Here is a 19,454-nt window from a genome sequence, read left to right on the forward strand (position 1 = left end):
ATGGCTGAGGTTTTGAACTTCGAGCACAACGGCATCACCGTGAATGCCACCGAATCCCCCGAGGCCATGGGTGGCCTGGGTGATAACGTCATCGGCCTGGTAGGCACTGCCCCCAACGCCCATGCATCGATCCCGAAAAACGCCCCGTTCCGCATCAACAGCTTTACCACCCAGGCGCTGCTGGACCCTACCGGTACCGAGTCGGGCACGCTGTTCCAAGCGGTGTACCAGATCCTCAAAGTGGTGAAGGTGCCGGTCTATGTGGTCATCGTCGAAGAAGGCGCCACCCCGGCCGACACGGTCAACAATGTGATCGGCGGCAACGACCCCGTCACCGGCCGCAAACTCGGCCTGGCTGCCCTGGGCAGCGTGCCTGAAGACCTGACCATCATCGGCGCCCCGGGCTTTACCGGCACCAAGGCTGTGGCCGGCGAGTTCGCCTCCTTCGGCAAGCGCATCAAGGCCCGTGTGGTGCTGGATGGCAAGGACGCTTCGGTTGCCGATCAAGTGACCTACAGCGGCGAACTGGGCGGCGCGGACCTCGGCTTCGACCGTTGCCTGTTGGTGCACAACATGCCGTCGGTGTATTCCAAGGCCGCGAAAAAGAACGTGTTCCTGTCGCCGTCCTCGTTGGCCATCGCCGCGCTTGCCAAGGTCAAGCAATGGGAAAGCCCAGGTAATCAGGTGACCTTCGCCGAAGACGTTTCCCGCGTCGTCGAGTACAACATCCTCGACACCTCCACCGAAGGCGACCTGCTCAACCGTTACGGCGTGAGCTACTACGCCCGCACGGTGCTCGGCGGTTTCTCGCTGCTGGGTAACCGTTCCATCACCGGCAAGTTCATCAGCTACGTCGGCCTCGAAGACGCCATCAGCCGCAAGCTGGTCAAGGCCGGCCAGAAGGCCATGGCCAAGAACCTCACCAAGTCCTTCATGGACCAGGAGGTCAAACGCATCAATGACTGGCTGCAAACCCTGGTTGCCGACGAAACCATCCCTGGCGGCAGCGTCTACCTGCACCCGGAATTGAACAGCGTCGAGAAGTACAAGAACGGCACCTGGTTCATCGTCATTGACTACGGCCGCTACGCGCCGAACGAACACATGGTTTATCAACTCAACGCCCGCGATGAAATCATCGAGCAGTTCCTGGAGGACGTTCTCTAATGTTTACCAACCGAGTCAGACAGGCCATTGCGGCCACCCTTCAAGGCCTGCCGTTGTCGGCCACGGTCGATTCCTTTACGCCGCCGAAGATCGAGTTCGAAATGGACCCGATGACCGGCGGGCGTTTCATCGCCGAAGAGGTGGCCAAAAGCGCCAAGGTGCTGGGCGCAACCCTGGTGTTGCAAGGGGTGGGTGCAGAAATTCTGCTCGCGCTTGGCGTCACGCAGGGTGATGACATCCTGTTGAACGTGCGCGAAGCCGGCCAGGACCAGGACGGCAAGACCTACTTCACCTACCACACCGTAGGCGGCAAGTTGAAGTCTCTGGCCGAAACCGCGCTGACGATGAACGCCAAGCCGGTCACCACCCTGGAGCTGTCCTGCCGCACCTACAGCCGTCTGGAAAACGGTATTCCGGTGATCGACATCGATGTGCGCACCCAGAAGTTCGTGCTCAACGGCGTCGACATTCTCGGCGACGCGCGCCGCGCCGTGCTGATGCCTTAATCCCCCTGGGGGCGGGTCAGCTCGCCTCCATACCCCATCAAGGAATTGCCCCATGGCCTGGATGCCTCCGTTACACATCCTGCTGTCCCCAATCACCGCCGACACCGGCGTCGTGATCGAGCAGATTCAACTGAAACCGTTGTTCTACGCGCCACAAAAAGAAGCCCTGGCACGCGCCGGTGATGACGAGGATGACCAGTTTTTCGAACTGGCAAAGCTCGCCACCGGCCTGTCGGAAAAAGAACTCGACCAACTCAAACGCCCGGACTACGTCAGCATCGCGCAGTACGTACACGAGATGTCGACCCAGCCTGCATCGTTCTTCCTCGATCAAGCCGATGCGCCACGCGAATCGTTGACCTGCGAACAGGTCGCGCTGCTGCTGCCCCTTGAGGCCAGCGGCCGCACGCTCACCCACGTCACCCTGGAAATGCCCGCCCTGCGCGCCACCAAAGTGATGAAAAAGCTGCCCACCAATAAAGAACGTGCCGAGTTCATCACCGCGCATTGCGCCGGCCTGATGATTCCCGATCTCGCCGGACTCACCGTGCCCGACTGGACAGAGTTGCAGGGGCGCATCGACGATTTTTTAAACAAACCGGCGGACTTCTTTCGGAACGCGACATCGAAGTGATCCTCGATGTAGTACCGCTGGTTTACTCGGTAAGCGAAGCGGAAATCCTCGATTGGAATGCCGGGAAAGCAATGCGCCGCTATGACATCGCGATCAGTCGCCTTGGGCTCAAACAGGAGTAGAGCGGGATGGCAGACAGTAACTATGCGGGCGGGTCGGCCATCGTCAAGGACGGCTGGCTGACTCAAGGCTCGCTGGCACAGGGTGGGGGGCAGGCCAGCCTCAACCCGTTCGCGCAAACGCTGACGGGTCCGGCTGAGGCTGTGCCGGGGAGTGCTGCGAACCTGGCATTGGCATTGGCCGATGCCAGCCTGCAGATCAATCATCTGGCCGAAGGCCAGGGCCGGCTCGTGGAGACGCTCGAGCTGTTCAACGTCTCGCTGCTCAAGGTGATGGACGCTCGGCAAGCCGACGCCGAGCCGGCGGGAGCGAGCGATACCACTACCAGCACGACGGCCAATGCAGGCACACCGTCGCAGGCACTGGATGCCGCGATGACCGACCTGGGCCAACTGTTGCAATTCGTCGGACGCGAGCGCAAGTCAATGCGTGAAGCCAACCTCGCCATGGCGTCGGAGCCTGTGGTGGCGGCCAGTGGCGCAAGCGCCGTTGACCTTGCGAAGGTCGAGTACGTTGCCGCCAAGTCGGGTATCGGCAGCGACCGAGTTGACGCTTCAGGCAATATCGACCAGGCCGGGCGCCAGGCTGACCTGCAGCAATTCGCCCGCGACGCCGCGATCATGGCGACGGCATTCAAAATCGATGTCAAGCATGCCGGCGACCTCATGGGCGGCTGGCGCGAGTCAATGCATCTGGACCGCGCACAAACCCTGGACTTGGCCGACGCGACAACTGTGCTGGGCAATGTTGTCTCGCTCAAGGCCGAATCGGCGGATATCGCAGCAATCGTGCAACATCAGGGTGCTGCCGCGACGGATGCGGGCATGAGCCCCGCGCAGGCGGCGGCGCTGTCGGCGGCGTTGCTGAGTGCAGGTAATAGCAAAGGCGCTGCTGGCCTCGGGCTGGAAAAAATCAGTGCTGCCCTGGCTAAAGGCGACAGCGCTTCCCCTGGGCAGCGTAACGCTTGGGCAGCGCTAAAGCTTGACCCCGACGTGTTGTCCGGCGGAATGAAACAGGATGCTGCGCAGACTCTGGTCACCGTGCTGGAGGCACTCAAAGCGCAACCGGCCGAAAGGCAGGCGGCGCTGGCGACGCAACTGTTCGACGGTAACCAGGCGATTCTGAGCCTGGTGCCGATGATCGACACTGTGAAGCTGGCCTTTTCGCAAGTGGCCGACACATCCAGCTACGCCACATCGGCGCTGGGGGATCATGGCGCTCTCCTGCGTTCGGCAGCGGTTCGCGCCGATTCCACCCAGGCCCGTCGGCAGGCCTACGAGGCCAGTACTACACGTTTGCAAACCGCTTCCGACGCCGCCCTGGCGCCCGTTGTGGATACCTCGCTGACGGCGATGACCAGTTTGGTCAATGGTGTGAGTTGGTTGGCCGAAGCCCTGCCTCAGGCCACCGCCGCCGTCACGCTGGCGGGTGCTGCGCTGGGGCCGTTGATTTCCGGCGTTTTCGATGCCGTGAAAGACAAGGTCTTTGAAAAGGTCGCCGGGAAAATTCTTGGCGAAGGCGGTGCCGTCGACTCATCCGCCCGCCCGCAGCACTCTGGAGGTAACGACGCACCTGCAGGCAAACGCACGCCGGGTTCGGCGCCGGGCGCTGGTGGGTCGCGCAGAACGGCGAAGGCCAGCAAAGTCGCCAAGGGGGCTGCGTTGGGGTTGGTGCTGGCGAACGCCGGAGTCGATGTCACCAAGGGCGCGCTGTCGGGGAATCTGGGTGAAGCGGTTGGCACCAGCGTGGGCTCGGTAGGCGGCGGGGTCGCCGGTGGTTTTGCCGGTGAGTTCGCCGGCATGGCGCTTGGCCGAGCTGTCGGTACGCTGGCGGGGGCGGTGATCGGTTCGGTTGTGCCGGGTGCCGGCACGCTGCTGGGTGGCGTCATGGGCGGCGTTGCCGGTGGTGCCATCGGCAAGGTGGTCGGCGGTGCCGTCGGGACGTTCGTCGGCAGCGACGTTGGCGCCTGGCTGGCTGAAAAAGTGATGGGGTCCGAGGATCGCTTGCCGTCTCCCACGGAGGTCAGCACTCACCTCAATACCCCTCAAGCCGATAACCGCCAAATCAATTTTGCCCCGCAAATCACTATCAACGCGCCGGAACAAGCCAGCTATCAGCAATTGGCGACACTCGTGGTGCAACAGATCGAAGCGCAATTTACCCCGCTGTCGATGGACAACCTGCTGGCGACGCGACGTGGCGCAGCACTCACCGATGGAGCTGTGTGATGCGACAACAGATGGTGTTGGGCACGTTTATTTTCGGGCTGTCGCGCGGGTTCGCCTACGACACCCTGGATCGTGGAAGCACTGGTGGCTGGGTCAGCCTGAACATCATTGCTGGCAAACCCAAGTCCAGCCAAGTGGGCCAGGATCTCGAAACACTGGCCTTTGGCGGCAAGGCAGCGCGTGCCAAGGGCATGCAGCGCCTGGATGAGTTGCGCGCCTTGCAAAACCTGCGGGCACCGTTGCCGTTGGTGGACGGCCTGGGGCGTAACTGGGGTTTGTGGACCATCAAGTCGATCAGCGAAAAGCAAACCAGCGTGATCGACGACGGTACGGCGATGGCGATCGGTTGGTCGCTGGTATTGGAGGAGTTCGTCAATGCGTAGGGTTCGAAGTATCGCTGGCGACTCGGTGAACCTGCTGCTCTACCGAGAGCTGGGGCGTTGTGATGATGCCGCAGAAGAAGCGCTGTGGCGCTTGAATCCGGAGCTGGGGGAAAAGGGCGCGGTATTGCCGGCAGGCGTCAGCGTGCTGGTGCCCGAATTGGATGCGCAACCTGCTGCGAGCCGGCCGGTTTCAGCCTGGGATTAAGGAGCGATCATGGCACTTGGATTCACACCTGTAGTGGAGCTGTATGGCGCCAATGCTGCGCTGTTCAACGAGCGGCTATTGGAATGGGAGCATGTCGACGCAGCGGGCTTTGTCTCCGACCAGCTCACGTTGACCCTCGATATCGAGGGCCTTGAAGGGTTGCCCGAGCTGGGCGGCAAAATCGGCTTGCGCGTGGGGTACCTTGAGTCCGGCCTGGTGGATAAGGGCGTGTTCAAGATCACTCAGCGAACACCGTCCCTGTTCCCGATGCGCTTGGCGCTGGTGGCCACGGCAGCGCCGTTCGATGATCACGAATTCAAGCAGCGCCGTACCGCCAGCCATGGGCCGATAACCTTGGGCGCACTGTTTCGCCAATTGACCAGCCGCTACGGTTTTTCGCCGCGTGTGGCGCCTGAACTCGAGCGCGAGCAGATCGCGCACATCGATCAGACCAATGAAAGCGACATGGCCTTTCTGACCAGGCTGGCCAAACGCTTCGATGCGGTGGCCAAGCCTGTCGACGAGCTGTATGTACTGGGGCGTAAAGGCCAGATCAAGTCACTATCGGGCAAGGCGTTGCCGGATGTGCGGTTGTCGGTTACCCGTGACAATCGCCCGGGTGACCGGGCCTTCATCAGCGCCAGCTTCATCGAAGCCAGCCGTGCCAAATACAACGGCGCGCAAACGTCTTGGTGGGATGCGGCGGCCGGCAAAAAGCACGTCGTAGAAGTAGGTACCGCGCCGTTCAAGGTGGTGACGCAGCGCTACCAGAGCGAGGACGAAGCGCGCTCAGCGGCGCAGGGAGAGATGCGGCGTGTGGGGCGGGAAGGGCTGCAGATCAATGTGGTTTGCCCCGGTAATCCGTCGTTGGCCGCTGAAGGCTTGCTGCTGCTGGACGAGTCGTGGCCAAGCTTTATGCAGGGGCGCTGGTCAATCAAGAAGGTGACGGCCAGTGGTAAACGAGCAGACGGCTATCGGTGCACGATCCAGGCCAGCGGTTTGTCGGTGTAGACACTTTTTCAGAGTAAAAACCAATGCTGATAACACTTGCCCAGCTTCTGGGTGTGATGCCTGGGGCCCGCCTTCGAGCGGGCATTTTTTTGTCCCCTTTAAATGCAGCCTTCGTTCGGTATGAGATTAGCAGTGCCAAACGCATCGCCGCCTTCCTCGCCCAGATCGGCCACGAATCCGCCGAATTGCGCTACGTGCGCGAGCTGGGCAGCGATCACTACCTCAGCAAGTACGACACCGGCACCCTGTCCGCCCGCTTGGGCAATACCCCGGAGGCGGATGGTGATGGGCAGAAGTACCGGGGCAGGGGGCTGATTCAGGTCACGGGACGGCGCAACTACCTGGCGTGCAGCCAGGCACTGTTTGACGATGATCGCCTGCTGCAACAACCGCAGCTGCTCGAACAACCCCAATGGGCCTGCGAATCCGCCGCCTGGTTCTGGCAAACCAACGGCCTCAACGAATTGGCCGACAAGGACCAGTTCACCACCATTACCCGGCGTATCAACGGCGGCCTGAACGGCCTGCAGGATCGCGTGCAATTGTGGGAGCGGGCGAAGGCGGTGTTATGCGTTTCCTAGGCTGGTTGCGCTGGGTCGGCATTTGCCTGCTGCTTGCGCTGGTGTGGCAAGTGCAGGCCTGGCGCTATGGTGCGCAGCTTGAGCGGCAGGCGGCGGGTCATGCGCTGGCGCTGAGCCAGCAACGCCAGGCCGCGTTCGAACAGCAACAGGCAGAACAACAAAAGCGCCTGGCCCTGGAGCAACAGCTCAACGCCAGCGACCAACAACACACCCAGGAGTTGAGCGATGCCCAACGTAACCAAGCTGCTCTGCGCGACCGCCTGGCCACTGCTGATGTGCGGTTGTCAGTCCTTCTCGACAGCGCCGCCACTGGCTGCACAGTGCCTGCCACCTCCGCCCCCGGCGGCGTGGTTCATGCAGCCCCACGAGCCCGACTTGACCCGGCGCATGCTCAGCGAATTATCCGCATCACCGACGACGGCGATAACGCCCTGATCGCCTTGCGTGCCTGCCAGGCCTATGTGCGAGCCGTCGCGCGTTAGTCTTTTGATGCACTCTGCAACTTGCATGACCGATGGGCTGCTGTAGGGTAGGCGAACCACCGCCCATTCCTGGAGATGACCGTGAAGGAAATCACTCAACTGGCTGCTGAACTGGGGCGCCGTTTGCAGGTGCTCAATGCCCATGTCACCACCGCCGAGTCCTGCACCGGCGGCGGTATTGCCGAAGCCATCACGCGCATACCGGGCAGTTCGGCGTGGTTCGAGGCGGGCTATGTTACCTATTCCAACCGACAGAAGACCCGGCAATTGAACGTACCGGAAAAGCTGTTTTCCAAAGTTGGCGCCGTCAGCCAGGAAGTGGTCGAAGCGATGGTGCGAGGGGCACAGGAAAAAAGCCTGGCACGGTTTGCCGTGGCGGTCAGCGGCGTGGCGGGCCCGGACGGTGGTACGCGGGACAAGCCGGTGGGCACGGTATGGCTGGCGTTCGGTGTGGGCGATGAGGTCACGGCCGAGCTTGCGCACTTCCCCGGTAACCGCGATGAAGTCCGCCGACAAACGGTAAAAGCCGCGCTGGAGGGCTTGTTGCGACGAGCTGCAGCAGAAATAGACAATCAGGGGTAGGCGATCTTCGATCTTTGTGGAACAATACTGTCTACTTATACAGGTGTTGGCCGTCAGGCCTTATTGATTACGTGAGGACTTTAATGGACGACAACAAGAAGAAAGCCTTGGCTGCGGCCCTGGGTCAGATCGAACGTCAATTCGGCAAGGGTGCCGTAATGCGTATGGGCGATCACGACCGTCAGGCGATCCCGGCTATCTCCACTGGCTCTCTGGGTCTGGATATCGCGCTCGGCATTGGCGGCCTGCCAAAAGGCCGTATCGTTGAGATCTACGGTCCTGAATCTTCCGGTAAAACCACCCTGACCCTGTCGGTGATCGCCCAGGCTCAGAAAATGGGCGCCACCTGCGCATTTGTCGATGCCGAGCACGCCCTGGATCCTGAATACGCCGGCAAGCTGGGCGTCAACGTCGACGACCTGCTGGTTTCCCAGCCAGACACCGGTGAGCAAGCCCTGGAAATCACCGACATGCTGGTGCGCTCCAACGCCATCGACGTGATCGTGGTCGACTCCGTGGCTGCCCTGGTACCCAAGGCAGAAATCGAAGGCGAAATGGGCGACATGCACGTGGGCCTGCAAGCCCGTCTGATGTCCCAGGCGCTGCGTAAAATCACCGGCAACATCAAGAACGCCAACTGCCTGGTGATCTTCATCAACCAGATCCGTATGAAAATCGGTGTGATGTTCGGCAGCCCGGAAACCACCACCGGTGGTAACGCGCTGAAGTTCTACGCTTCGGTTCGTCTGGATATCCGTCGTACCGGCGCGGTGAAGGAAGGTGACGAGGTTGTCGGTAGCGAAACCCGCGTCAAAGTCGTGAAGAACAAGGTAGCCCCGCCTTTCCGTCAGGCAGAATTCCAGATTCTTTATGGCAAAGGCATCTACCTGAACGGCGAGATGATCGACCTGGGCGTGTTGCACGGTTTTGTCGAGAAGTCCGGTGCATGGTATGCCTACAACGGCAGCAAGATCGGTCAGGGCAAGGCCAACTCGGCCAAATTCCTGGCAGACAACCCGGATATCGCCGCCACGCTTGAGAAGCAGATTCGCGACAAGCTGCTGACCCCTGCGCCAGACGTCAAAGCCGCCGCCAACCGTGAGCCGGTTGACGAGATGGAAGAAGCCGACACTGACATCTGAAGCAAACGATGACTGTTGTACTGGATACACTCGTTGCCGTTCGGCGCACTGCAATGGACCTGCTCGCACGGCGCGAGCATGGTCGAGTCGAGTTGACACGCAAATTGCGTCAGCGCGGCGCAGAGCCTGAAATGATCGAAACGGCCCTCGACCGTTTAACGGAAGAAGGGCTGCTATCGGAAGCCCGATACCTCGAAAGCTTTGTGTCCTACCGCGCGCGCTCCGGTTATGGCCCTGCGCGGATTCGCGAAGAGTTGAGCCAGCGCGGCCTGCAACGTGCCGATATCGACCTCGCCCTGCGTGAGTGCGGTATCAGTTGGCAGTCGCAGCTGGAAGAGACTTGGCGCCGCAAGTTTTCAGGGCATCTGCCAATTGATGCCAGGGAGCGTGCGAAGCAAGGCCGCTTCCTGAGCTATCGCGGGTTTTCGATGGACATGATCAGCCGCTTGTTAAGCGGTCGGGACATGGACGACTGAACGCCACAAAACGAAAGGCCCACTATGAAAATAGTGGGCCTTTTTTTTCGCCTGCAAAAATCACGCAGGCTCTGGCGCCACTCGCTGCTGCGTCTCGCCCTGAGCCTGGGCCCAGTTTTCTGGCAGGTTGATGTAATCCACCAATTCGCGCAATCGCCCCTGGTCACGGCCATTGAAGTTGAAGACCAGTCGCGTCAGGTGACTGAACCTTGGCTCGTCATGGTCTTCGCCTGTGTAGGCAAGCTGCTGGAATGCTCCGCTCAGCCGCAGGCTGGCAAACTCATCCTGCAAATGCGCCAGGGCTCGATCACTGAGTGGATGATTCATACGCACTACGAACTCACGCTTCAGCCAGCGCGTTGAATGGAAATTGGCATAAAACCGATTGATCTCGTCCACGGCTTCTTCTGCGCTGTATACCAGGCGTATGAGTTTGAGGTCGGTCGGCAGGATATAGCGATTAGCCTCCAACTGGCTGCGGATAAAGTCCAGGGCGCCTTGCCAGAAGCCGCCGCCGGGTGCGTCCAGCAGGACCACCGGCACTAGCGGGCTTTTGCCGGTCTGGATCAGGGTCAGCACTTCCAGGGCTTCGTCCAGGGTGCCGAAACCACCTGGGCACAGGATCAGTGCGTTGGCTTCCTTGACGAAAAACAGTTTGCGGGTAAAGAAGAAGTGGAAGGACAGCAGGTTGTCGGTGCCGTCGATGGTCGGATTGGCATGTTGTTCAAACGGCAGGGTGATGTTGAACCCCAGGCTGTGCTCCAGGCCCGCGCCCTCATGCGCCGCAGCCATGATGCCGCCGCCGCCGCCGGTGATGACCATCAGGTCGGAACGCGCCAACGTCGCGCCTACCTCTCGAGCCAATGCATACAGGGGGCTTTCCACCGGAGTACGTGCCGAGCCGAACACCGTCACCTTGCGCCGCCCCTTGAACTGTTCGAGCACACGAAAGGCGTGGTCCAACTCACGTATGGCGCGCAAGGTGATCTTGGCGTTCCAACGATCGCGGTCGTCCTGGGCCATGCGCAGAACGGTGAGGATCATGTCGCGATACAAGGGGATATTTGCACTGTTGGGGGCAATCAATTGGAGTTGCGCGTCCACCTGTTGCGTGAGGTCGGTGCCATTTTGTTCAAAAAGCTGGAGCAGGGAGTCATTCGATTCATAAGGCATTCAACTTCTCCTTCTTCACAGGGCCTGGGTAGCCGACGAGCGTCGGCAGGGGCCACGACACTGCATGTGTCGTTGCTTGCCGCAGGAGGGCAGGCCTCTTTTGCCCTGAAAAAACGTTGCAGAACAGCAGTGGATGCTGCTGCGGGCGGGCGGATGGAATGATGCGATCATGGGCCGAAAAACCCTTGGCTGGCAACCGCTTATTGGTCACTCGTTATGGCGTTAGTGGTGGAAGCGGGGGGAGTGCGCGTCGCCAGGCAGCCACGCGCGAAAGGCAAGCCAGGGTTACTTTTTCTTCTTGGTCGGAGCCGGGCAGTCGGCTTCGGCGAATTTTACCGAGGCTACAGGACGGTTGGTCTTGTTCTCGGTAATTTCGTAGCGCATGACCGCGCCCTTCGCCATCAGCTCGCGGTAGCCTGGGTTGGTGCAGACACTGCGGCCCAGTTGGAAATACACCGCCTTGGGATTGGCACGCATCTGTTCGGCGCGGTCAGGCTGCACGCTCAGATGATCGATCAGTTGCGTGCCTTCAACGGTGTAGGCCACTTCCAAGGTTTTCTCATCGATTTCCCGGGGCAGGTCCTTGTTGCTTTCGGTCGCGACGCTTTGCAGCTTCCGGTTCATTTGCGCCTCCAGCAGCGAGGCTGCGTGGGCGCCCATAGGCAAGGCCAGCGCAATAGCGACGGATGGGGCAACGAGGCGCAGCATGGAACGCAGCATCAAACTCTCCTGATTCGGTTACTGGTGCATAGACCAGCCACTGCGCTGTGCGTTCAGTGGCGCGCAATTATAGGTGAGCGCTGGCCACTACAGCCAGGCGTATCGCTGGTAAACTGCGCCCACTTCAATTGCTCTTGAGTGACCCCGTGTCGATTTACCCGTCTGTATGGCGCATCCGATGAGCCACGCCGTCTCCCGCTTGCGTGCCCAGCGCCTGGCCCGAGCCGTCAGGCCTTTCCTTAATCGGGGATCGCGTGCCGAGCGGTGCACCGGTTGCCGAGTGATTCCCGAGTATTGCCTGTGCGCATGGCGACCAACGGTTCAGGCCAACGCTGCCATGTGCCTGTTGATGCACGACGTCGAACCGATGAAGCCCAGTAACACCGGATGGCTGATCGCCGACGTTATCGACGACACCACGGCGTTCGCCTGGTCGCGCACCGAAGTCGATCCGGACCTGCTCACCTTGCTGGCCGATCCGCAGTGGCAGCCGTACATCGTGTTCCCCGGCGAATTCGTGGCGCCCGAGCGGGTGGTCAGCGCGGTGAATACGCAGGCGGGCAAGCGCCCACTGTTCATCCTGCTGGACGGCACTTGGAGCGAAGCGCGCAAGATGTTTCGCAAGAGCCCCTACCTGGAGCATTTGCCTGTGCTGAGCCTGGCGCCGGAGCAGCTGTCACGCTACAAGTTGCGCCGCTCCAAGCGTGATGATCATTTCTGCACCGCCGAGGTTGCCGCGCTGTGTCTGGAGTTGGCTGATGATCAGCTCGCCAGCGAAGTCCTGGACGCCTACCTCGATGTATTCAGCACGCATTATCTGGCCGCCAAGTTTCAGTTGCCTCTGGACGCGACGGACAGTGTCCACACGCGTTTGGCGCCTTATATCCCCGCGGCCTGACCCCTCGACGTTCGCATGATGGCACCTTAATCGCGTAACCCGCTAAAATCCCCATGGGCGTAGCGCTTGACCCCCCAGGCTGCGCTGGGCATGCTGGGCGCCGATTGGGGCGCTAGCTTGGTTTTTCGACGTTGTTTCGCATGTTTTTGACGTTGAGCGTGCCCCGTGGCGATGGCTGCCTGGCTGTTGCCTTGTGTACTGGCGGACCCTGAACCCATCAGGGCTCCCCTAAAAACAGGATCATTTAATCAATGGCCACATACGAAATCCTGATAGCCGATGACCACCCGCTGTTTCGCAGTGCGCTGCATCAGGCCGTAACCCTGGGCCTTGGCCCGGACGTGCGCCTGGTCGAAGTCGCCAGCATTGCCGAGCTGGAAGCCCGCCTGACTGAAAAATCCGACTGGGACCTGGTGCTGCTCGACCTGAACATGCCCGGCGCCTATGGTTTTTCGGGATTGGTGCTGCTGCGCGGGCAATATCCGCAGATTCCCGTGGTGATGGTCTCGGCCCAGGAAGACGCCGATGTGGTGGTGCGCTCCAAGGAGTTCGGCGCCAGCGGCTTCATTCCCAAGTCCAGCGCGATGGAAGATATCCAAAAGGCTGTGCGTGCCGTACTGGACGGTGATGTGTCCTGGCCACCGCAAGCGTTTGAAGAAATCAACGTGTCCGAGGAAGCCAAGGCGGCCCGTGATGGCTTGGCCAGTTTGACGCCCCAGCAGTTCCGCGTATTGACCATGGTCTGCGAGGGCTTGTTGAACAAGCAGATTGCCTACGAGCTGAGCGTGTCGGAAGCGACCATCAAGGCCCACGTCACGGCGATTTTCCGCAAGTTGGGGGTGCGAACGCGCACCCAGGCGGCGTTGCTCTTGCAACAACTTGAGTCAATTTCGCAGCATTAAGTTACAACCGGTTCACGCTTTTTTGACTTTGCGTGATCTAGCTTCCCCACTTCTTTGGTTCAGTTGCCTACATCTATGTCGCCTTTCAAGGGTCAAACCGGTATCAAACGTATCTTCAACGCAGGGGGCTATTCCCTGGATGGCCTGCGCGCGGCTTTCACCGGCGAGGCGGCGTTCCGCCAGTTGGTACTGCTGAACGTCATCCTGATTCCGTTGAGTTTTTTCCTGCAGGTCAGCCGCGTCGAACGGGCGTTGCTGATTGCCGTGTGCCTGCTGGCGCTGATCGTCGAATTGCTCAATTCTGCGGTGGAAGCGGCGATCGACCGCATTTCCCTGGACCGCCACCCGCTGTCGAAAAACGCCAAGGACATGGGCAGCGCCGCGCAGTTCGTGGCCTTGACCATGATCACGCTGGTGTGGGCGGTCATTCTGATCTAACGATCAGGCGATGCTCGGCAATACGATTTCGTCGCTGCGCTGAACCCCGGCGGTAAAAGCGCGGCACAGTTCCAGGAACTCGCGCATCGCCGAGGTCTGGTACTTCTGCTTATGCCAGATAAAGTAGAACTGCCGGGCCAGGTCCAGGTCCGGCGTTTCTACCGGCACCAGGCTGCCACGGCGGAACGCATCGCGCAGTGCCAGTCGCGAAATGCAACCAATCCCCAACCCCGACTCCACTGCTCGTTTGATCGCCTCGGTGTGTTCCAGCTCCAGGCGGATATTCAGTGCGCTGCGATGATGGCGCATAGCCTGATCAAATGTCAGGCGCGTGCCTGAGCCTTGTTCCCGCAGGATCCACGCCTCATGGGTCAGCTCATCCATGCTGGCCACGCCACGCTTGGCCAAGTGATGCTGGGGCGCGCAGAACACCACCAGCTCATCTTCCACCCAGGTCTGCACCTCGATGTCCGGATGGCTGCAATCGCCTTCAATCAGACCCAGGTCAATTTCGTAATGCGCCACCTGATGCACGATATGCGCAGTGTTTTGCACATGCAGTTTCACCTGACTCTCGGGGTGCTGCTGCATGAAGCTGCCGATCAGCAGGGTGGCCAGGTAATTGCCGATGGTCAGGGTGGCGCCCACGGCCAGTGAGCCAAAGCCGGACTTGCCGTTGAGCAGGTCCTCGATCTCTTTCGCCTGATCCAGCAGTGCCACCGCTTGAGGCAGCAATTGATGCCCGAGCGCATTGAGGCTCAGGCGTTTGCCGGCGCGGTCGAATAATTGGCAGCTGGATTGGCGCTCCAGCTCGGTAATCGACGTGCTGGCGGCGGATTGGGATAAGGCCAGAAGGCCAGCAGCGCGGGAGACGCTTTCCTGCTGGGCGACGGCGACGAAGACTTGCAGTTGACGGAGAGTGAATCGCATATCGATATAACCGATAACCCTTATCTTAATAATCCAGTTAACAGATATTGTCGCCGCCATTAGAATGCTGTGCAATTGCGCACTTCACCTTTGGCGCAGGCCCATTTCCAGGAGTCCCCCGTACATGAGCAACATGAACCACGAGCGTGTCCTCAGTGTTCATCACTGGAACGACACTCTGTTCAGCTTCAAGTGCACCCGCGATCCGGGTTTGCGCTTCGAGAACGGTCAGTTCGTGATGATCGGCCTGCAACAGCCCAACGGCCGCCCGCTCATGCGCGCCTATTCCATTGCCAGCCCGAACTGGGAAGAGCATCTGGAATTCTTCAGCATCAAGGTGCCGGATGGCCCGCTGACTTCCCAGTTGCAGCATTTGAAGGAAGGCGACGAGATCATCATCAGCAAAAAACCGACAGGCACCCTGGTGCTTGACGATTTGAAGCCGGGCAAACACCTGTACCTGCTCAGCACCGGCACGGGCCTCGCGCCATTCATGAGCGTGATCCAGGACCCGGAGACCTACGAGCGTTTCGAAAAAGTGATCCTGTGCCACGGCGTGCGTTACGTCAACGAAGTCGCCTACCGCGAATTCATCACCGAGCACCTGCCGCAGAACGAATTCTTCGGCGAGGCCCTGCGTGACAAGTTGATCTACTACCCGACCGTGACCCGCGAGCCGTTCGAAAACGAGGGGCGCCTGACCGACCTGATGCGCAGCGGCAAGCTGTTCAGCGACATCGGCCTGCCACCGATCAACCCCGAAGACGACCGCGCCATGCTGTGCGGTAGCCCAAGCATGTTGGATGAGACCAGCGAAGTGTTGAACAGCTTTGGTCTGAAAGTTTCGCCGCGCATGCGTGAGCCGGGTGATTACCTGATCGAGCGTGCGTTCGTCGAAAAATAAACGCGATCAAACAATGTGGGAGCAACTGTCTTAATGGATTCAATTCAGAAGTCATTTCTCATAGGCAGCAAAGCTCCCACAGCCTTAGGCCGTGCGATGTTGAACGAAGTAGCTGCTACCGCGCTAAGCGGTGCGCTCTATCCATTCAGTACGGTCGCGCAGCATCGCGTTCAGGCGTACCAACAAAACGCGCATACAGGCGATCAACGCGACTTTGGCGCATTTCCCTTTATCACGTAGCGCCTTATATCGAGTCCCGAATTCTGGCTGGTCCCGGATGACCACCCAACAGGCCATGTAAAGTGAGCGACGAGCTGAAAACCTTCCGCCACTGATATGACGTGCACCTTTATGCCTTCCGCTGTCGTTGTTGTACGGAGCGAGTCCCGCTAATGCTGCGATAGGGCGTCCGCCAATTTCTCCCAGCTCGGGCAGGTAAGCCATAAGACTGGTGGCAGTAACCAACCCGATGCCTTTGACTGAACACAGTCGAGCCACCTTTTCGCTATCTAGCTCGTTCGCACTTTGACGAATTAGTTGATCTATCGCCTCCACTGCCGTGTTCAAATAGTCGATATGGCTCTGCAATGCAGGCTTTACCGCATCGCAGGAAGCAGTTTTCAGGCGTCGTCTGTCGTCATCTCTTTGCTGAACAAAATGTTCCCGCTGCTGGACCAACGCGCGCAGCTTGTCGTGTTCCGGGCTTGTGATTCGGGCACTTGGCGAGTCTAGAATGGCTGCATAGTGCGCCAGAGACTTTGCGTCTATCGGGTCGGTTTTGGCTTTTTGACCCATCGCTCTGGAAAACTCTTTGGCGCGACGGGGGTTAACGCACATAACCTCAAGGCCGGCAGCCTGGGCCGCTTTGACGACTTTGCGCTCGTAGCCGCCCGTGGCTTCCACCAACACGCGATTAACCTGGTAAAGCATTAGCCAACCGATCAACGCCGGTAACTCTCTTTCAGTGTTGGAACAGCTTACCCCAGCTTCAAGTGAATGAATCCGAACCTCAAGACTGTCTTTGGAAACATCAATGCCTGCGGAACAGGAAAACATGGCCAAATCCTCTTACACTTAGAGTGAGAGCGCTCTGGCTTGGCCCACGCTTGTAACTGTTCGAGGTGGGCTCGTTCAACTGTTCGGGCTCATGTCCAGAGCGGAGAGGTGAGTAGCAGCGTGGGCTCCCACACGTGCTTTAAGCACTCGGGGCATTCAGCTTGCTACTCACCGCTCTCACCCTCAGTCTAATCCTGACTCAAGACACAAGGGGGCTTGCCCCCGATTGCGGTGGATCAGTCATGATGAGTGACTGGCACACTGCTATCGGGGGCAAGCCCCCTCCCACATTTGTTTCCGGTTTATTTGGCCGGCACCACTTCCAGCACACAAATCAGCCCCGCCTCGGGATAGTGCCAACGCACATCCACGTCCCAGAATTGCGCACCGTATTCGCGCTCAGGCCCGGGCGTCTGGTAGGCAGGGCGCGGATCCTGCGCCAGGCACTGATCGATCAACTCCACCAACGGCTCCCCAAGACGCTGCGCATGGCCCTGGGCCTGTTGCAGTGCAGTCTTGAGCCACTGCACGCCAATCAGCTGCGGCGCACCGCTGGCGATGCTGTTGGTGGCGGTATCAACGCTGTCGGCATAGGGCACATACGGCTTGATATCCAGCACCGGCGTGCCGTCGAGCAAATCGATCCCGGAAATCCACAGGCGCCCCGGTTCTACCTTGTCCAGCTTTACCACCGACTGGCCGATGCCATTGGGGCGATGGGTCGCGCGGGTGGCGAATACGCCCATGGCCGTGTTGCCGCCCAGGCGTGGCGGGCGCACTTTAAGGCGTGGCTTGTCTTCCAGCGCCTGGTGGAACAGAAACAGCAGCCACACATGGCTGACCTGCTCCAGGCCCTGCACCGCTTCGCCGCCATCGAACGGCGCCACCAGCTCCAGCACACCGCGGGCGGCTGGCGCCAGTTGCGGCTGGCGCGGGATAGCGAACTTCTCCTTGAAGCAGGAGCGTACGAAGCCGACGGGCGCGACCTGATAACTCATGGCTTACGCGCGAACCCGCAGCGTCAGCCCCTTGAGGAAGTTGCGCAGCAACTGGTCACCACAGGTGCGGTAGTTGGTGTGACCGAACTTGCGGAACAGTGCGCTCAGCTCCGGCTTGGACACTGGGAACTCGGCAGCCTTGAGGATGGCGTGCATGTCGTCTTCCTTCAATTCGAAGGCCACGCGCAGTTTTTTCAGGATGATGTTGTTGGTCACCGGGGTTTCGATCGGCTGCGGTGGACGGCTTTCGTCCTTGCCGCGCTTGAACATGACCAAGCCATCGAGGAAATGCGCCATCACCTCATCCGGGCAGAACACGAAGCCTTCTTCCTCATCTTTCTTGAGGTAAGTCAGCAGGTCTTCCTTGGTTACGTCCATGCCGCCGAGCTTGATGATCTCGACCATCTTGTTGTCGCTGATGTCGAGCATGTAGCGCACGCTGCGCAGTACGTCGTTGTGAATCATGGTGGGCAATCCTGGTTTTCAACGGGGTAGACACCGCCCAGTCAGGCAGTGTCGGGAAAAGGGCACCGGCTTAGAACTTCTCTTTGCCGGACAGGTAACGCCATTGGCCCACGGGCACCTTGCCAATGGAGACGCCACCGATGCGAATGCGCCGGATGGCGACGACTTTCAAGCCAACGGCTTCGCAGAACAGCGCTATCACCCCCGGCTGCGGGTTTTTCAGCGCAAACCGCAGGCGGTTCTCGTTCTGCCAGCTGGCTTTCACGGCCGGCAGCTCCTTGCCTTTGTAGGTCAGGCCGTGGTTCAGGCGGTTGAGGCCGTGGGCGGCCATGTCGCCCTCGACTTCCACCACGTATTCCTGCTCGATCTTGGCGGCATCGGCGGTCAACTTGCGCAGAATCTTCCAATCCTGGGTGAACACCAGCAGGCCGCTGGCCTTGGCTTGCAGGTCGGCACTGGCGGTCAGGCGCAGGAAGTGACCCTTGAGCGGGCGCTTGCTGAAGCGGTGCTCTTCCGACAGCGTCTCGGCGCTGATCGACGCCATGGCCGTCTCGGCATCCATGCCCGCCGGAGCGTGCAGCAGGATGGTCACCGGCTCCGGCACGGTGGCTTTGGCTTGCGGGTCCAGCTCGACCTTTTGGGTGGTGACCTTGAACTGCGGTTCGTCGATCACTTCACCGTCCACCGTGACCCAGCCGCCTTCGATAAACAGCTCAGCCTCCCGACGGGAGCAACCGACCAGTTCGATAAGGCGTTTGGAGAGGCGTATGGGGTCAGTCATGACAAGGGCCGTAACAAAAGGGGGCGGCTATTGTACCTGTGTGGGGCCGGTTAATCCCGGCCCCATTTCAGCACGGTGCTTTATTGATAAAGCCCGATTCAAAAGGTGGTCAGCCACTGCCTATGCGCTGCTGCTGGCGCAGGCGCATATGCAGCAACGGATAAGGCTGGCCCAGGCCGTCGTGTTCCGTGCGTCCGATCACTTCAAAGCCTTGCTTGAAATAGAACCCCAGCGCCTGCGGGTTCTGCTCGTTCACGTCCAGCTCATCGGCATTCATGCACTCGATCGCATAGCGCAGCAATTGCCGGCCCAGGCCCTGGCCTCGAAAGGGTGGGTCGATAAACAGCATTTCGACCTTGCCCGCAGCCACCCCGGCGAACCCGGTGATGCGTTGGCGCGTGTCCTTGGTGCAGATCAGCATTACGGCGTCCAGATAGCGAGTCAGCACCTGGTTTTTCAGGCGCAGGATGTAGCTGTCCGGCAAGAAGTCGTGGGTAGCCCGCACCGAGGCCTCCCAAATGCGCGTCAACTCTGGGTAGTCGCAGGTTTTAGGTGTGTGGATGACCGAATGCTGACGCATGCCCGCGACCCTTTGCCTTATGGGGAGTGATGGGCAAAACGATAGACGTAAAAAAGCCCCGCATCCTGTTCAGGAGCGGGGCTTTTTCATTT

24 protein-coding genes are annotated in these 19,454 nt (G+C 60.0%); 16 read left to right on the forward strand and 8 right to left on the reverse strand.

The window, feature by feature from the left end; genetic code table 11:
• The 12 genes from C4J84_RS05870 (at position 1) to recX (ending at position 9,517) form a co-directional block, all read left to right on the forward strand.
• On the forward strand, positions 1 to 1,167 hold the full coding sequence (locus C4J84_RS05870) for a phage tail protein (RefSeq protein WP_124366027.1): 1,167 nt from the start codon (positions 1 to 3) through the stop codon (positions 1,165 to 1,167).
• Positions 1,167 to 1,673: a phage major tail tube protein gene (locus tag C4J84_RS05875; RefSeq protein ID WP_124366028.1), complete on the forward strand. Its 507-nt coding sequence runs from the start codon at positions 1,167 to 1,169 to the stop codon at positions 1,671 to 1,673. The genes C4J84_RS05870 and C4J84_RS05875 overlap by 1 nt, the downstream gene beginning before the upstream one ends.
• Positions 1,674 to 1,725: 52 nt before the next feature.
• A complete protein-coding gene (locus C4J84_RS05880; RefSeq protein WP_124361539.1) occupies positions 1,726 to 2,307 on the forward strand; it encodes a phage tail assembly protein in 582 nt (193 codons plus the stop codon).
• 128 nt (positions 2,308 to 2,435) lie between these two features.
• Positions 2,436 to 4,655 (forward strand): phage tail tape measure protein, encoded by a 2,220-nt coding sequence (locus tag C4J84_RS05885; protein ID WP_124369828.1) that lies wholly within the window; start codon positions 2,436 to 2,438, stop codon positions 4,653 to 4,655.
• A complete protein-coding gene (locus tag C4J84_RS05890) occupies positions 4,655 to 5,038 on the forward strand; it encodes a phage tail protein (RefSeq protein WP_124369829.1) in 384 nt (127 codons plus the stop codon). Before C4J84_RS05885 ends, C4J84_RS05890 begins: the two co-directional genes overlap by 1 nt.
• Positions 5,031 to 5,243 carry a tail protein X gene (locus tag C4J84_RS05895; RefSeq protein WP_124361542.1) on the forward strand — a complete coding sequence of 71 codons (213 nt, stop codon included), beginning with the start codon at positions 5,031 to 5,033 and terminating at the stop codon, positions 5,241 to 5,243. Before C4J84_RS05890 ends, C4J84_RS05895 begins: the two co-directional genes overlap by 8 nt.
• A 9-nt stretch (positions 5,244 to 5,252) precedes the next feature.
• Positions 5,253 to 6,254 carry a contractile injection system protein, VgrG/Pvc8 family gene (locus C4J84_RS05900; RefSeq protein WP_124369830.1) on the forward strand — a complete coding sequence of 334 codons (1,002 nt, stop codon included), beginning with the start codon at positions 5,253 to 5,255 and terminating at the stop codon, positions 6,252 to 6,254.
• Positions 6,255 to 6,277: 23 nt separating this feature from the next.
• Complete coding sequence (locus tag C4J84_RS05905) at positions 6,278 to 6,835, forward strand: glycoside hydrolase family 19 protein (protein ID WP_124369831.1); 558 nt, start codon at positions 6,278 to 6,280, stop codon at positions 6,833 to 6,835.
• Positions 6,823 to 7,317: a lysis system i-spanin subunit Rz gene (locus C4J84_RS05910; RefSeq protein WP_124369832.1), complete on the forward strand. Its 495-nt coding sequence runs from the start codon at positions 6,823 to 6,825 to the stop codon at positions 7,315 to 7,317. Before C4J84_RS05905 ends, C4J84_RS05910 begins: the two co-directional genes overlap by 13 nt.
• Before the next feature lie 81 nt (positions 7,318 to 7,398).
• Positions 7,399 to 7,899: a CinA family protein gene (locus C4J84_RS05915; RefSeq protein WP_124366035.1), complete on the forward strand. Its 501-nt coding sequence runs from the start codon at positions 7,399 to 7,401 to the stop codon at positions 7,897 to 7,899.
• Positions 7,900 to 7,982: 83 nt separating this feature from the next.
• Positions 7,983 to 9,041 carry a recombinase RecA gene (recA, locus tag C4J84_RS05920; RefSeq protein ID WP_005785454.1) on the forward strand — a complete coding sequence of 353 codons (1,059 nt, stop codon included), beginning with the start codon at positions 7,983 to 7,985 and terminating at the stop codon, positions 9,039 to 9,041.
• A gap of 8 nt (positions 9,042 to 9,049) precedes the next feature.
• Positions 9,050 to 9,517: a recombination regulator RecX gene (gene recX / locus C4J84_RS05925; protein WP_124366036.1), complete on the forward strand. Its 468-nt coding sequence runs from the start codon at positions 9,050 to 9,052 to the stop codon at positions 9,515 to 9,517.
• A gap of 60 nt (positions 9,518 to 9,577) precedes the next feature.
• Here the strand turns inward: recX and C4J84_RS05930 are convergent, their stop codons facing one another.
• Positions 9,578 to 10,690, reverse strand: coding sequence for a TIGR00730 family Rossman fold protein (locus tag C4J84_RS05930; protein WP_124369833.1), 1,113 nt, complete (start codon positions 10,688 to 10,690; stop codon positions 9,578 to 9,580).
• A 285-nt stretch (positions 10,691 to 10,975) separates the two neighbouring features.
• A complete protein-coding gene (locus C4J84_RS05935; protein WP_124369834.1) occupies positions 10,976 to 11,410 on the reverse strand; it encodes a PA3611 family quorum-sensing-regulated virulence factor in 435 nt (144 codons plus the stop codon).
• Between the two features lie 178 nt (positions 11,411 to 11,588).
• On the opposite strand from C4J84_RS05935, the gene C4J84_RS05940 reads away from it, so the two are divergent.
• The 3 genes from C4J84_RS05940 to C4J84_RS05950 all read left to right on the forward strand — a co-directional run bounded on the left by C4J84_RS05940 (position 11,589) and on the right by C4J84_RS05950 (position 13,648).
• Entirely contained in the window at positions 11,589 to 12,308 is a 720-nt protein-coding gene (locus C4J84_RS05940) for a tRNA-uridine aminocarboxypropyltransferase (RefSeq protein ID WP_124369835.1), read from the forward strand.
• Between the two features lie 251 nt (positions 12,309 to 12,559).
• Positions 12,560 to 13,210: a response regulator transcription factor ErdR gene (erdR, locus tag C4J84_RS05945; RefSeq protein ID WP_124361551.1), complete on the forward strand. Its 651-nt coding sequence runs from the start codon at positions 12,560 to 12,562 to the stop codon at positions 13,208 to 13,210.
• 75 nt (positions 13,211 to 13,285) lie between these two features.
• Complete coding sequence (locus tag C4J84_RS05950) at positions 13,286 to 13,648, forward strand: diacylglycerol kinase (protein ID WP_003189051.1); 363 nt, start codon at positions 13,286 to 13,288, stop codon at positions 13,646 to 13,648.
• A gap of 3 nt (positions 13,649 to 13,651) precedes the next feature.
• Here C4J84_RS05950 and C4J84_RS05955 read toward each other — a convergent pair whose 3' ends face one another.
• On the reverse strand, positions 13,652 to 14,578 hold the full coding sequence (locus C4J84_RS05955) for a LysR family transcriptional regulator (protein WP_010212678.1): 927 nt from the start codon (positions 14,576 to 14,578) through the stop codon (positions 13,652 to 13,654).
• Positions 14,579 to 14,702: 124 nt separating this feature from the next.
• Here C4J84_RS05955 and fpr point away from each other — a divergent pair, with 124 nt between their 5' ends.
• Entirely contained in the window at positions 14,703 to 15,482 is a 780-nt protein-coding gene (fpr, locus tag C4J84_RS05960; RefSeq protein WP_003189055.1) for a ferredoxin-NADP reductase, read from the forward strand.
• 123 nt (positions 15,483 to 15,605) lie between these two features.
• Here the strand turns inward: fpr and C4J84_RS05965 are convergent, their stop codons facing one another.
• The 5 genes from C4J84_RS05965 to C4J84_RS05985 form a co-directional block, all read right to left on the reverse strand.
• On the reverse strand, positions 15,606 to 16,538 hold the full coding sequence (locus tag C4J84_RS05965; RefSeq protein WP_124369104.1) for a transposase: 933 nt from the start codon (positions 16,536 to 16,538) through the stop codon (positions 15,606 to 15,608).
• A gap of 302 nt (positions 16,539 to 16,840) precedes the next feature.
• On the reverse strand, positions 16,841 to 17,536 hold the full coding sequence (tsaA, locus tag C4J84_RS05970) for a tRNA (N6-threonylcarbamoyladenosine(37)-N6)-methyltransferase TrmO (protein WP_124369836.1): 696 nt from the start codon (positions 17,534 to 17,536) through the stop codon (positions 16,841 to 16,843).
• Positions 17,537 to 17,539: 3 nt separating this feature from the next.
• Positions 17,540 to 18,001 (reverse strand): DUF1456 family protein, encoded by a 462-nt coding sequence (locus C4J84_RS05975; RefSeq protein ID WP_124369837.1) that lies wholly within the window; start codon positions 17,999 to 18,001, stop codon positions 17,540 to 17,542.
• Positions 18,002 to 18,071: 70 nt separating this feature from the next.
• Positions 18,072 to 18,782, reverse strand: a complete 711-nt coding sequence (locus tag C4J84_RS05980) for an rRNA pseudouridine synthase (protein ID WP_124369838.1) — start codon at positions 18,780 to 18,782, stop codon at positions 18,072 to 18,074.
• A 109-nt stretch (positions 18,783 to 18,891) separates the two neighbouring features.
• Positions 18,892 to 19,362 (reverse strand): GNAT family N-acetyltransferase, encoded by a 471-nt coding sequence (locus C4J84_RS05985; protein ID WP_124369839.1) that lies wholly within the window; start codon positions 19,360 to 19,362, stop codon positions 18,892 to 18,894.
• Positions 19,363 to 19,454 lie beyond the last annotated feature (92 nt).

Source organism: Pseudomonas sp. R11-23-07, from assembly GCF_003852295.1.
In the GTDB taxonomy this organism is placed as follows: domain Bacteria; phylum Pseudomonadota; class Gammaproteobacteria; order Pseudomonadales; family Pseudomonadaceae; genus Aquipseudomonas.